The sequence below is a fragment of the Nocardia sp. NPDC050630 genome (genome assembly GCF_044457245.1).
Lineage (GTDB): Bacteria > Actinomycetota > Actinomycetes > Mycobacteriales > Mycobacteriaceae > Nocardia.
Genome location: NZ_JBITGN010000009.1, coordinates 234,181 through 249,531 on the forward strand (window position 1 = coordinate 234,181; position 15,351 = coordinate 249,531).

1 protein-coding gene is annotated in these 15,351 nt (G+C 67.5%); it reads right to left on the reverse strand.

The annotated features are described in order from the left end of the window. Positions 1 to 41: 41 nt before the first annotated feature. Entirely contained in the window at positions 42 to 14,651 is a 14,610-nt protein-coding gene (locus ACIBG0_RS23750) for an SDR family NAD(P)-dependent oxidoreductase (RefSeq protein ID WP_397035148.1), read from the reverse strand. Between the last annotated feature and the right edge of the window lie 700 nt (positions 14,652 to 15,351).

Sequence of the window (15,351 nt, forward strand, 5' to 3'; positions counted from 1 at the left end):
CAGATCGTATTTGCTCAGCTGAGGTGGTCGCGGAACTTGCTTCAACTGATTTGGTCGATGAATTCGAACAGCTCGCGGTCGTCCGCGGATTCGAGACTGTCGGCGCCGCCATCCAGGTCGAATCCGTCGGTGTCCTTGCCTTCGAGCTCACGCAACAGTGCGGTCAACCTGCTCGCGATATCCGACCGGTCCACAGCCGAGAGCTCGGCCGTGGCGCAACTGCGCGCCAGCGACTCGATCTCGGCCGCGATACGTTCCGCGGGGTCGTCGACCGGAACGATCTCCTGCCGGAGGAAACCGGCCAGCGCCTCCGGGGTGGGATAGTCGAACATCGCGGTCGCGGACAACTGCACGCCGACAGCCGACTTCAGCCGGTTCCGGAATTCCATCACGCCGAGCGAGTCGAACCCGATATCGCTGAACGGCTTGTCCGGCGGGGTCGAGTCCGCACTGGTGTGTCCCAGCACGGCCGCGGCCTGGGCCCGGATCACGTCGAGGATGACGCGTTCCTGTTCGGCGGTCGAGCGGCCGCGCAGTTGCGTCGACAAGGACACGGAGCCACTCGATGCCGCCGACGGTGCGCTCGTCGTATCGACCACCCGGCGGTGCGCTGGCCGCGACAAGCCACGCATGACCGCGCGCACATCACCGGGATGTGCCTCGCCGAGAGCGGTCCGGTCGATCCGGACCGCCACGAACGCCGACTGCCCGCCCGCCAGTGCGGCGTCGAACAACTCCATGCCGTCCTCGTCGCCCAGCGGAAGGAGACCTTCGCGCCGCAAACGGGCGAGGTCGGCCGCGCCGAGCGTGCTGGTCATACCGCCGCTCTGCTCCCATGGCCCCCATACCACCGACGTCGCGGGCAGACCGGTCACCTGCCGGTGTTGCGCCAGCGCATCGAGGAAGACATTGGCGGCCGCATAATTCGCCTGTCCCGGATTGCCGATCAAGCCCGCGATCGAGGAGTACAGCACGAACGCCGACAGATCCAGATCCTTGGTCGCCTCGTGCAGATTCCAGGCCGCATTCACCTTGGGCCGCAACACTTTCGCGATCTGCTCCGGCGTCATGGTGGCGAGCAGACCGTCGGCAAGCACACCCGCGGCATGCACGACAGCGGTCAACGGATGCTGTGACGGTATGGCCGCCAACACCGCGTCCAGTGCGGCTCGATCGGCCGCGTCGCACGCGACCACGTCGACATGCGCACCGAGCGCGGTCAGCTCGGCGGCGAGTTCGGCCGCGCCGGGGGCTTGGGGACCGCGCCTACCCGCCAACACCAGCCTGCGCACACCATGGACGGTGATCAGGTGTCGTGCGGCCACCGCGCCCAATCCTCCGGTGCCGCCGGTGATGAGAACAGTGCCCTCGGGCCGCAATGGCACCGGCACGGTGAGCACATTCTTGCCGATATGCCGGGCCTGGCTCAGGTACCGGTAGGCCTGCGGCGCCTGCCGCATATCCCACGCGACGGTCGGATACGGCGCCAGAGTCCCGGCCTCGAAAAGCTCGACCAGCGTGGTCAGAATCTCGTGCAGCCGATCGGGACCCACCTCCATCAGCATGAAGCTGTGGTAGTCGACCCCCGGATGCGCGGCGGCCACCTCGACCGGATCCCGCCGGTCCAGCATGCCCATCTCGACGAACCGGCCACCGCGCGGCAGCAGTCGCAATGACGCGTCCACGAATTCGCCTGCCAGCGAATCCAATACGATGTCGACACCGCGACCGTCGGTGGCGTCGAGGAACTTCTGCTCGAAATCCAACGTGCGCGAGTTACCGATTTCAGCGTCGTCGAACCCCGAATCGCGCAACACATTCCACTTGGGCTCACTGGCGGTGACCAATAACCGCAGGCCCAGGTGCCGCGCGAGTTGCACGGCCGCCAGGCCGACACCACCGGTCGCCGCATGCAGCAGCAGCGTCTCGCCAGGTTGCGCATCGGCCAGGTCGACCAGGCCGTAGTAGGCGGTCGCGTAGACGATCGGAATCGCCGCGGCCTGAGTGAACGACCAACCACGCGGCATCGGCGCAAGAAGTCGGCGATCGACCACCGCCACCGATCCGACGCCCGGGACCAACCCGAAAACCCGGTCGCCAGGCGCGAATTCGGTCACATCCGGTGCGACCTCCAACACGACACCGGCTCCCTCGCCGCCGGGCCGACCAGCCTTGTCGGGGTAGGTGCCGAGCGCCATCAGTACATCCCGGAAGTTGAGGCCGACCGACCGCATACTCACCCGGACCTGTCCTGCCGCAAGCGGTTCCAATGCGGTCGGATGGTCGCTGAAGGTGAAGTTGTCCGCGGTCAATGTGCCCTTGTCGCGCAGAGTCAGCGCCCATGCCTTGGCATGTCGCGACGCGAGGTCGAGAGCGTTCGGATCACCACGGTTCAGGCGCGGCACGTATGCCTTACCGTTCCGCAGGGCCAGCTGGGGTTCGTCGCCCGCAGCCGAGGCCATGGCCACAGCGGGCCGATAGTCCGGCCAGTCTTCGACATCGACGAGGATGATCCGGTCGGGGTTCTCACTCTGCGCGGTACGCAGCAGACCCCACGCGGCTGCCGTCGACAGGTCCACCGGCTCGTGGGGATGTACCGCGACCGCCTGCCGGGTCACCACGACGATGAGCCGGTCCTGCGTCAGCCGCCGCCGCACCTGCGCCGCGAGGTCGGTGACCAAATCCCGCACTGCTACGGGGAGATTGCCGTCGACGGCCGGAGAACCGGTGCGCGACAGCTCATTCCATCGCTGATCGTCGAGTCGCAACACCGTCGCGTCCCGGCCCGCGATCGTCACGGTCTCACCATCATCGGCGGCACTCCAGGCGGCCGCGGTGAGCGCACCCGCAGGCTCGGGTAATGCGACCCAGTTCAGCTCGTAGCCGATGCCGTCGGTGCGACGGTGTGCCGAACCGAGCGCATCGGTGGACAATGTCCGCAGCGTCAGTGCACCGATGTCGGCCACGGCCATGCCCGCCGGGTCGGCCAGGGTTACGGTGATCCGCTCAGCTCCAGTCCCGGAGCCGGTCGCGGCAGCACGGACCCGCACCGTGGTCGCGCCGGTCGCATACAAGGCGATGTTCTCCCACGAGAACGGGACCGCGATCGCACCGGCCCGGGTCTCGGGAACCAGCCCACCGAGCAGGATCGCGTGCAGCGCGGCATCCAACAATGCCGGATGCACACCGAAAGCCGAGCCGTCCGATCGTGCGGACTCCGGCAGTACGACCTCGGCGAACACCTCACCGTCGCGCCCCCACAGGGCGGTCAGTCCGCGGAACGCCGGACCGTACTCATAGCCCCGCCCGGCCAGATCCGCGTAGGCGTGATCGATCGCTATCGCCGTCGCCTCTGCGGGCGGCCAGCTCACCTGACCCGAGTCCACCGCGGGCGTGTCCGAGCCGATGGTGACCGTTGCGACAGCGTGGCGAATCCATTGTCCCGCAGCATCGTTGGGATAGCCCGAATTGTCGCCGTTCGACCGCGAGTACATCGATACCGTCCGTGCGCCGGTGTCATCCGGTCCGCCCGCTACGACCCGCAAGTCGACGACCCCGGTGGGCGGTATCGGCAGGGGCGCCTCGATCACCAACTCCGCCAGTCGCGGGCAGTCCACCACTGCTCCCACGTGCAGGGCCAGCTCCACGAGCGCGGCGCCGGGCAGCAACACCACCCCGGTGACAGCATGATCGGCCAGCCAAGGATGACCGGCTCGCGACAGCCTCCCGGTGAACACCACATCCTCGGAGTCCGGCAACCGCAGCATCGCGCCCAACAGCGGATGCCCCGCATCGTCCAGGCCCGATTGCCACAGGTCCGGCGCGTCGACCGGCCGCGCCCAATAGCGTCGATGCTGGAACGCGTAGGTAGGCAACATCATCCGATGCGTGGAGCGCCCCGCATACAGCGGCGTCCAGTCCACCTCTACGCCGACGACGGCGGCCTGCGCCAGCGCGGTCACGAACTGCGTCGGCTCGTCCACCGAGCGTCGGGCGGCCGCGACCACTGTCGATTTGGCTTCGACAGTGGGGGTTTCGACCAGGCATTGCTGAGTCATGATGGCCAGCACAGCATCCGGTCCGATCTCCACGAATCGCCGCGCACCCGCCTCGACCAGGGTGTCGATGCCCGGCGCGAACCGGACGCATCCCCGCAGCTGCTCGACCCAGTACTCGGGATCGGTCAGCTCCGCAGCGACCACGACCGCCGAAACGTTCGACACGATCGGCAACAACGGCTCGCGATACGTCAATCGCGCGGCGACCGAACGGAACTCGTCGAGCATCGGCTCCATCAATACCGAGTGGAACGCGTGACTCACTCGTAGCCGGGAGGTTTTCACCTCCTGCCTGGCAAACCGATCAGCGAGTTCGTCGATCGCGGACGCATCCCCGGACAGCACCACCGACGACGGACCGTTCACCGCCGCCAAGGACACCCGCCCGTCATACCCGGCGAGCACCTGCACCGCGTCGTCCTCCGGGACCGCGACCGCGAGCATGGCACCGCCCTCCGGCAAGGCCCCCATCAAGCGACCGCGCGCCACAACGAGCGCACACGCATCCTCGAGCGACCACACCCCCGCCACGTACGCCGCGGTCAACTCCCCGATCGAATGCCCGATCAGCAGATCCGGTGTGACACCGAATGATTCGATCAGACGGAACAACGCCACCTCGAACGCGAACAACGCTGGCTGGGTGAACTCGGTCCGATCCAACACGCTCTCGGTACCGGCGAACATGAGAGCTTTCAGCGACCGGCCCAGCAGCGGATCGACCTGCGCGCAAACCTCGTCCAAGGCCGCCGCGAACACCGGGAACGACTTGTACAGGCCCGCGCCCATACCAGCCTGCTGCGCACCCTGCCCGGTGAACAGGAAGGCCGTCTTCCCCGAACCCGCCGTCCCCTCGATCGTGCCCGGCGAACCCGCCGCCACATCCGCCAGACCCACCAGCAGCTCGTCCCGATCCCGGCCGACGACGACCGCCCGTCGGTCCAGCAATGCTCGCGAGTCCACCAATGACCGTGCCGCCGACCAGATGTCGAGCTCCGGGCGATCGGCCAACCACGCCCGCAACCGCTCGGCCTGCGCCCGCAGACCCTCCTGCGACTTGGCCGACACCGTCCACGGCACCACGGCGACATCGATGTCCGGCCCGGCCGCACCATGCTCAGGCGTCGAAACCGCCTGGGCCGGTGTCTCTTCGATGATCACGTGCGCATTGGTGCCACTGATCCCGAACGACGACACCCCGGCCCGGCGCACCCTGTCGCCGACCGGCCACGCCTGCACCTCGGTCAACAGTTGGACATCGCCCGCAGACCAGTCCACGTGCGGGCTCGGCTCCTGCGCGTGCAGCGTCGTCGGCAGAGTTCGGTGACGCAACGCCTGCACCATCTTGATCACACCGCCCACACCCGCCGCCGCCTGCGCGTGGCCGATATTCGACTTGAGCGAACCAAGACGCAGCGGTTCTCCCGCACGGTCCTGCCCGTAGGTGGCGATCAGCGCCTGCGCCTCGATCGGGTCGCCCAGCGCCGTTCCGGTACCATGCGCCTCGACCACATCCACGTCGCGCGGATTCAACCCGGCATTCGCCAGCGCCGCCGCGATCACCCGCTGCTGCGACGGGCCATTCGGCGCCGTCAAGCCATTGCTCGCGCCGTCCTGGTTGATCGCACTGCCACGTACTACGGCCAATACGTCGTGGCCCAGCCGACGTGCATCCGACAGGCGCTCCACGATCAGCACCGCCGCACCCTCGGACCACGCGACACCATCGGCCGCGGCCGAGAACGACTTGCACCGGCCGTCTGGGGCCAGACCACGCTGCCGCGAAAACTCCTGGAAAACCATTGGTGTCGCCATTACCGTCGCGCCACCGACCAAGGCCAGCGAACTCTCCCCCTGACGCAGCGCCTGGCAGGCCAGATGCAGCGCCACCAGCGACGACGAGCAGGCGGTATCCACCGTCATCGCCGGGCCCTCCAGCCCCAGCGCATAGGCCACCCGCCCGGAAGCCACGCTCCCCAGGCCGCCGGTCAGGACATACCCTTCGACCTCGGGCCCGGCCTTACCCGTCACGGCCTCGTAGTCCTGGTACATCACGCCCGTGTAGACACCGGTGTCGCTGCCGCGCAACGACGTCGGGTCGATTCCCGCGTGCTCGAGCGCTTCCCAGGACACCTCCAGCAGCAACCGCTGCTGCGGATCCATCGCCGTCGCCTCGCGCGGACCGATCCCGAAAAAGCCCGGATCGAAATCACCTGCGTCATAAAGGAATCCACCGCGACGGGTATAGACCGCCCCCGGCTTGTCCGGATCCGGGTCGAACAGCCGCTCCAGATCCCAGCCACGATCCGCCGGGAACTCCGCGGTCGCATCCCGGCCGGAAACAACCAGATCCCACAGCGCATCCGGCGATTCGACGCCGCCGGGGAACCGGCAGGCCATGCCCACGATCGCGATGGGTTCGTCCACGCCCACGCGGCGCGAAACCGGTGCCGTCCTGGAACCGGAATCCGTTCCCTCGATCGTGGAGTGCAGCAGGATGGCGACAGCCGCGGCGGTGGGGTGGTCGAAGACCAGGGTGGACGGCAACCGGACTCCGCTGGCCTGCGCCAGCCGGTTGCGGAATTCGACGCCGCCGAGCGAGTCGAATCCCAGTGCGTCGAATCGCTCGCCGGGGCCGATGTCTTCGGCGGAACCGTGTCCGAGCACGGCCGCCGCGTGCTCCCGAACCAGATCGAGCACCACCTCGGCGCGTTGGGCCCGCGGTACCCGGCTCAGTCGTGTGGCCAGTGAACTCGACGCGGCCGCGGTCCGGTTCGTGGTGCGGGGCAGGAAACCGCGCAGCACCGTGGGCACCGCACCAGTGCCCGCTTCGCGCCGCAGCTCGGTCGGGTCGAACCGAATCGCCGCCAAGTGCGCGACGGCGCGACCGGTGGCCGCATCGAACAGCCGCAGACCTTCGTCGTTCCCGAGTGCGTGCAGACCGAGCCTTTCCCAGCGGGCGACGGCGCCGCGGTCCAAGCCACCGGTCATGCCGCCAGCGGAGTTCCAAGGCCCCCAGCCCAGTGAGATCGCGGGCAACCCGTCGGCACGGCGACGGTGCGCCAGCGCGTCGAGGAAGGCATTGGCTGCCGCGTAGTTGCTCTGTCCCGCCGATCCGATCGTTGCCGCGATAGACGAGAAGAGCACGAAGGCCGACAGGGCGCGGTCGCGAGTGAGTTCGTGCAGGTGCCATGCCGCCGTGGCCTTCGAGCTGAATACCCGCCGCAGTTGCGCGGTGGTCAGGCCCGCGAGGGTGCCATCGTCGAGGACACCGGCCGCATGGACCACGCCGGTCAGCGGATTCTCGGCCGCTATCGAATCGAGCAGGGAACGGAGGGCTTCTCGATCGCCCACATCGCAGGCCGCCACCGCGACAGTAGCGCCGGATGCCGACAGCTCGGTCACCAGTTCTCTTGCACCGCTGGCAGTTTCACCACGCCTGGACACCAGCAGCAGGTGGCGGACCCCGTGCGCGGTGACCAGATGTCGAGCCACCAGTGCGCCGAGGCCACCGGTGCCGCCGGTGATCAGGACGGTGCCCGCGCCGAACGACGGCGTCGCGGAGCGCGTCGATGAGGGGTGCTGGTCGGGCGACGGGTCGGCATCGTGCTCCGCTCGCGCTCGCACCAGTCTGGGCACGAGCACTGCTCCGGCGCGCACCGCGGCCTGTGGTTCGCCCGCCACGAGCACCGCACCGACGAATGTCGAGTCATCCATGGGCGCAACTGCCGACGGGTCGGAGTCGAGGAGAATGAACCGGCCCGGATATTCGGATTGGGCGCTGCGCATCAGGCCCCAGACGGCCGCCGCGGCGAGATCTGGTGCCTCGCCCGGCAGCGCGGCACCGTTCGCGGTAACCACGACCAGCCGGGTGTCGGCCAGACGATCCTCTGCCAGCCAGGACTGCACCGTCGCCAACACCATTTCCAGGTACTCGCGAACGAACGCCGGATCGTCGGCCGCGGCGCTGTCCTGCGGATGCCAGATCACGACATCTGGAATCTCTTGTGCCGCAGTGAGTTCCGAGGGACTTGGATAGCAGGTGCCGATTCCGGCAACCGGTTCCGAACCGAGTACGGCCATCCGGTCCGCGGACACACTCGGTGTCGCTGCCGACGCGGGCGTCCACTGGACCTCGTAGAGGTCGGCGACATCCCCGGCCAGGGTGCCGCGCAGCTGTTTCACGTCATAGGGCCGCATGACGACCGCGTCGACGGACACCACGGGCCGTCCCGAATCATCAGTGGCCGCAAGGGAAATCGTCTCCGGTCCGCGCGTCGTGGCGATGACCCGCAGCGTCGTCGCCCTGGCCACCGGCCGGTGCAGCCGCGCTCCGCCCCAGCGGAACAGCAACCGGCCGGTGTCCGGATCGCCGTCCTGATCGCGCCACAGAAGCCCGGCCAGCCCGGCGTGCATCACCAGATCGAGCAGCGCCGGATGCAGATCGAATCGCTCCGGTTCGGGCGCGGCAGCCGTATCCAGGGTGACCTCGGAGAAGACGGTCGCACCCCGCTGCCATGCGGCGCTGACACCGAGCAACGCCGGGCCGTACTCGAGTCCGGATACTGTGGCGATCCGCTCGGGAATCCATGCCGGGTCGAGAGCTTCGGCGTCGATCGGCGGCCAGGTTTCGTCCCGCAACTGGTCCAGCAGCGCGTCATCGCCGTCTGGCGAGGGCGCCAGTACACCGCTGGCGTTGCGCACCCATTCGCCCGCTCGGCGACCACCCTGGCGGAAGTAGAAGCTGAACTGCCGTCGCCCGGCCTGGTCCGGCTCCCGCACCGACACCTGGAGTTCGACCTCATCGTCTTCCGTCGGCGGTATCGGAGCCTCCAGGGTCAACTCCTCGACGACGCCGCAATCTATGCTGCTGCCCGCGACAAGCAGGAACTCGACGAGGGCCGCGCTCGGCAGCACCACGGTGCCGTAGGTCATATGGTCGGCGACCCACGGGTGGGTCGCCAGCGAGAACCGGCCGGTGAAAACGAACTCGTCCGTACCGGCTACCGGCACCACACCGGTGAGCAACGGGTGGGCAAGGGCGTCACCGGTGACTTCGGGGCGCGGCGGCAGCCAGAAGCGCTGGTGTTGGAAAGCGTACGTGGGCAGGGGAACTCGTCCTATCGCCCGGCGACGCAGCAGTGGCGTCCAATCCACCCGCAGCCCGGATGTGTGCGCGTGTGCCAGCATCATCGCGAACTGTTGGGGCTCATCGTGATCCCGGCGCGCGGCCGCGGCCACAACCGAGGTCGACTCCGCGTCCTGCGCAAGCGTCTGCCGGGTCATCGCCGCCAGCACCGCATCGGGCCCCACTTCCAGGAATCGACGCACACCCGAGGCGATCAACGTCTCGATGCCCGGCGCGAATCGCACCGCGGCCCGCACCTGCCGAACCCAGTAGGCGGGTTCGGTCACTTCGTCACCAGCAAGCCGACCCGACACATTCGAAACCAACGGCACGCGAAACCGGTTGTACGTCAAATCCTTGACCACAGACTCGAATTCGCCCAGCATCGGCTCCATCCGATGCGAGTGGAAGGCATGGCTGACCCGCAGCCGCGACGTCTTCACGCCACGCTCGGCGAATCGTGCCTCGATTTCGCCGACCGCGTCCTCGTCACCCGAGATCACCAGAGCCGCCGGCGCGTTCACCGCGGCGACCGACACTCGGTCGGGGTATCGGGCGACAACATCGTTGACTTCCGGTTCGGACGCCGCGATGGCCAGCATCGCTCCGCCCTCGGGCAACGCACCCATGAGACGTCCGCGCGCCGCCACCAACCGGCACGCGTCCTCGAGCGACCACAGGCCCGCGAGGTACGCGGCGGCGACTTCTCCGATCGAATGGCCGATCAACACATTCGGGGTGACGCCGAACGACTCCAGCAAGCGATACAGCGCCACCTCGAAGGCGAACAGCGCGGGCTGGGTGAACTCCGTCCGATCCAGCACCGCGACACCGGTATCGCCACCAGCTACGCCGGTGAACATGACCGCTTTGAGCGAGCACTCCAATACCGGATCGAACTGGGCGCACACCGAATCCAACGCATCCGCGAATACCGGGAACGACTCGTACAAGCCCGCACCCATACCGATCCGCTGTGCACCCTGACCGGTGAACAAGAATGCCGTCTGCCCCGAACCGACGACGCCGCCGATCACACCGGTACCGGTACCCGATTCGGCGAGATCCGCCAATCGCTCGAGCAACTCGCCCCGATCGCGACCGAGAACCACACTGCGCGAATCCAGCTGCGCCCGCGACGTCGCCAGTACATGGGCCGCATCCGAGATGTCGATCTCCGGCCGCTCCGACAACCACGCCCGCAGCCGGGCAGCCTGGGCACGCAGACCCGCCTCGCCCTTACCCGACACCAGCAACGGCGTGACCGCCACAGTGATTTGGGTGTCGTCCTCGGCGGCCGCTACCGGTGCGGCAGGCGCTTCTTCGAGGATCACATGCGCGTTTGTGCCGCTGATACCGAACGACGACACACCCGCCCGACGCGTCCGAACTCCGGCGATCCACGGTTCGGATTCGGTCAGCAGACGCACCGCGCCCGCGGCCCAATCCACATGCGGCGACGGTGTTTCGGCGTGCAGTGTCCTCGGCAACCGCTCGTGCCGCATGGCCTGCACCATCTTGATCACACCGGCCACACCTGCCGCGGCCACGGTATGGCCGATATTCGATTTCAAGGAACCGATCCGCAGCGGTTCCCGGTCGCCACGATCCTGCCCGTAGGCCGCGATCAAGGCCTGTGCTTCGATTGGATCACCCAGGGTCGTGCCGGTCCCGTGCGCCTCCACGGCATCCACATCGGCCGCCGAGATCCCCGCATTCGCGAGGGCATGCGCGATCAACCGCTCCTGCGACGGACCGTTCGGCGCGGTCAGACCGTTACTCGCGCCGTCCTGATTCACCGCACTACCGCGAATAACGGCCAGGATGTTGTGTCCGAGCCGCTGCGCATCCGAAAGCCGCTCCAGCACAAGGACGCCCGAACCCTCCGACCACGACACACCGTCGGCGGCAGCTGAGAACGCCTTGCAGCGGCCATCCGGCGACAGGCCGCGCTGGCGGGCGAAGTCCACGAACAGATATGGGCTGGCCGCGACCGTTACGCCACCGGCGAGAGCCAGCGAGCTATCGCCCTGGCGCAGCGCCTGGCACGCCAGGTGCAATGCGACCAGCGACGACGAGCACGCGGTATCCACCGTCACCGCCGGACCTTCCAGGCCGAACACGTACGCGACACGGCCCGAGATGACGCTGTGCGACGTGCCGGTCAGCCGGAAGCCCTCCAGGTCGCCGGTCACCCGTCGCGAGTAACCCGATGAGCAAGCACCGGCGAATACGCCGGTATCGCTGCCCCGCAACGACGTCGGGTCGATACCCGCGTCTTCCAGGGCTTCCCACGATGTCTCGAGCAGCAACCGCTGCTGCGGATCCATCGCCAGCGCTTCGCGTGGGCTGATGCCGAAAAAGCCTGGGTCGAAATCGCCTGCGCTGCTGAGGAATCCACCGTGGCGGGTGTAGACCGTGCCCGGTTTGTCAGGGTCAGGGTCGAACAGCCGGTCCAGGTCCCAACCCCGGTCGGTGGGGAATTCGCCGATCACATCTCGGCCCGCGGTCAGCAGGTCCCACAGGTCCTCCGCGGACCGCACACCACCGGGGAATCGGGCGCCCATGCCGACGATCGCGATCGGTTCGTCCGTACTCGCGCGCCGCGATACCCGGTGCTTGCCCCGTTCGTTTCCGGTGACCCGGGCTCGCAACAGTGTCGCGACCGCACTCGCGGTCGGATGGTCGAAGATGAGCGATGCGGGCAGCGGCACACCGGTGGCCCGCATCAGCCTGTCCCGCAGCCGCACCCCACTGACCGAATCAATGCCGAACTCGGTGAACGGCAGCTCGGGGTCAATTGATCGGGCCGAATCGTGGCCTAGTACGGCGGCGGCATGCTCACGAACGATATCGAGAATTACTGTGTCACGCTGATATTCGGGGGCGGCCAGGAGTTTGCGGGCCAGCGGGCTGTCGTCCCACGCATCGGTCCGCGCCCTGTCTTCGGGAATTCGGCCCTCGGAAATTTCCGGGAAGCCCCCGGAAGTGACCAGCGCACCGGACCAGAAGTTACGGCGCTGGAACGCGTATGGCGGCAGATCGACCCGCGCCCCACCGGAGACCAGCGCGCGCGGATCCACCGGCATACCGGCGCAGTAGGCCTGTGCCAGCGACACGATGAACTGTTCCGGACCGCCCGCACCGCGCCGCAAAGAGCCGACAACGGATACGTCCTCGGCCGCACCTGCCGCCTCGGCGGTCGTGGCGATACCCATCGTGAGCACCGGATGCGGGCCGACCTCGATGAAGCCGGTGATACCGTCCCCGATCAGCGCCATAACGGCATCGGCGAATCGAATCGGTTCCCGCTCCGACCGATACCAGTATTCGGCGTCCAGGTCCGCCGTATCCAACCGCTCGGCCGATACCGTGGAGAAGAACGGCACCGATCCCGATTGCGGGCGAATCGGTGCCAGTTCCGCGAGCAGCCGATCGCGAATCCGCTCGATCGCCGTCGAATGCGAGGCGTAATCGATTGGAACCCGGCGGGCCCATACAGCGTCGCGGGCGCAGTCGGCGAGGAATTCCTGCACCGCCGAAACGTCACCGGAGATAACACTTTGCGCCGGTCCGTTCACCGCCCCCAACGACAGCCGGTCGCCATACCCCGAAAGACGTTCTCGGACGGCATCCGCGCCGAGTCCGATCGAGGCCATACCACCCTGCCCGGCCAGCTCATCGGCCAGTGCCCGGGACCGCAGAGCCACCACACGCGCCGCATCGGACAGCGACAGTCCACCGGCAACGTGCGCGGCGGCGACCTCACCGTGGGAATGGCCGATCACCACGTCCGGCTGCACACCGGCCGCCCGCCACATCCGGGCCAGTGACACCATCACCGCGAACAGCACCGGCTGCACCACATCCACGCGATCCAGCGAGGGGGCATCGACCTCGCGACGCAGCACCGCCGTCAGCGACCAGTCCACGTAGGGCGCAAGCGCCGCTTCACATTCCGCGATCGACTCCGCGAAAACCCCACCCGAATCGAGCAGTCCGAGAGCCATCCCCTCCCACTGGCTGCCATTCCCCGGGAAGACGAACGCGACCCGCCGCTGCTCGGCCCGCCCAGTTGTCGGCTCGGTCGCCATAGCGGGCGCGGTCGGGTCGGCCATGGCCTTCAAACCGTCCAGCAGCTCCGCCCGATCCCGCCCGACAACGCTTCCACGCCACTGCATTTGGGCTCGCATGGCCAGCAGTGAATGCGCCACATCGACCACATCCAGCTCGGGATGGCGTAGTAGCCACTCCCGCAGCCGGGCTGCCTGTGCACGCACCCCGTCCTCGCTGCGCGCCGACACCACCCACGGCACCGCAGCGGCCTTGCTGTCCACCGTGGACGCGGCGGCCCCGACGGCGGGCGCCTCCTCCACGATCACGTGGGCGTTGGATCCCCCCATACCGAACGACAACACAGCTGCCCTGCGTACGTCGGCCACGGGCCAGTCCTCGGTGCCCGTCACCACCCGTAAGCCCAAGTCCGCGAGCCGAATCCGCGAATTCGGCGGCTCGAAGTCCAGGCTGGCCACCAGTTCCCGGCGGCTCAGACAGAGCACGGTCTTGATGAGGCCCGCGATACCGGAAGCACCTTCCAGATGCCCGATATTCGTCTCGACCGATCCGATGGCCAGCGGCGCTTCCCGCGCCGGGCGCACACCGTAGGTCTCGCCGAGCGCGGCGGCTTCCATCGGATCGCCGGCGGATGTTCCGATGCCGTGCAATTCGGCGTACTGCACCGACGGCGCCTCGAAACCTGCCGCGGTCAGAGCGGCGCGAATCGCCGCCGCCCGCGCATCGCGACTCGGTGCGCTCAGCTCGCGGCGTTCGTTGCCCGTGTCGACCGTACTTCCGCAGATCACGGCATGAACCCGGTCGCCGTCGGCGACCGCCTGCGCCAAGGGTTTCAGCGCCACAATGCCGCCGCCCTCGCCGCGCACGAATCCGTCGGCCAGCGCCAGGTTCAGTCCACCGGCCAGGGCCATGTCGCTCTCGCCGCTGCGCAGGCTCTCACATGCCAGATGAACCGCGACCAGCGCGGACGCCTGGGCGCTGTCGACCAGGATGCTCGGGCCGCTGAACCCGAAGTAGTTCGAGATGGGATTCGCGATTTCGGCGATATCGGTTCCGGTGCAGCCGAGGAACACACCGCACCGCCGGGCATCGCGCGCCGTGGCGGCCAGGCCAGCGTCCTCGAGCGCCGCCCAGCTCAACTCCAGTGCCAGCAGCTGCCGCGGGTCGGTTGCCCGCGCCTCATCGGTCGAGATCCCGAAGAAGTCCGCGTCGAACTCCGCTACGGTGTCGACGAATCCGGCCCGCTCGGCGATGCTCGCCCGCCCCGCAGGGACTGCGCCGATCGCGGCGCGCCCCTCGCTGAGCAACTGCCAGTAACTGTCGAGATCGGCCGCCCCCGGCAGTCTGCAGGACATGCCGACGATAGCGACCTCGAACGCCGATCCGGTCACCTCTGAACATCCTTCCCAAGGCAGCTGGGACCCGCCCTAAAACCTGGACGGGTGTGTTTTTGTCTGCAGCAAAGGAATCAGACGATTCCTGCTCCGGACATAACGGTTTCGACTCGGTCGAGGCTCAGCGAAGAGCCTTGGAGATGCGGAGCGTCTTCCGCAAGCGACTTGGGCCGGCGAGGAGATGGCGCAGGCTAGGCCAGGCTGGACATGGTGTGCCGCCGGGCATGTTAGAGCAAATTATCAGCAAATAATGCTGATGGCCGAAGTGCTACGTGAGCACACCGGAGGACCTAGCGCGCACATAAGAACGCGTGGTGCCCGAAATATCTGCCGCGAGGTGCATGTATAGCGCCTATGCGACAGCGATGCGGATCAGCGCAATGATCCCTGAGATTTTCGACCAGTAGAACACGATTCATCGTATTGAACAGTAATTTGGCGCTCTTGACCTTGTCAACCGGCCAGTAGCTTCCCAATGGTTACCGCGACCGCGGGCGAGCCACCGGCTCGATCGAGGCGGTGATCACCAGTCGACCCCGGTGGGATTGTGCGGCGTAAAGCATTGGTCTCCTCATGGCGTCGCTACACCAGAAATAGCAGACCTCGTCGGAGAGAATTTTCCAAACATGGGAAGTCCAACCACTCCGCGTGCTGATCGTTTGCCACGGGCCAAGACCTTTGCCGAAGATGCCGCCTG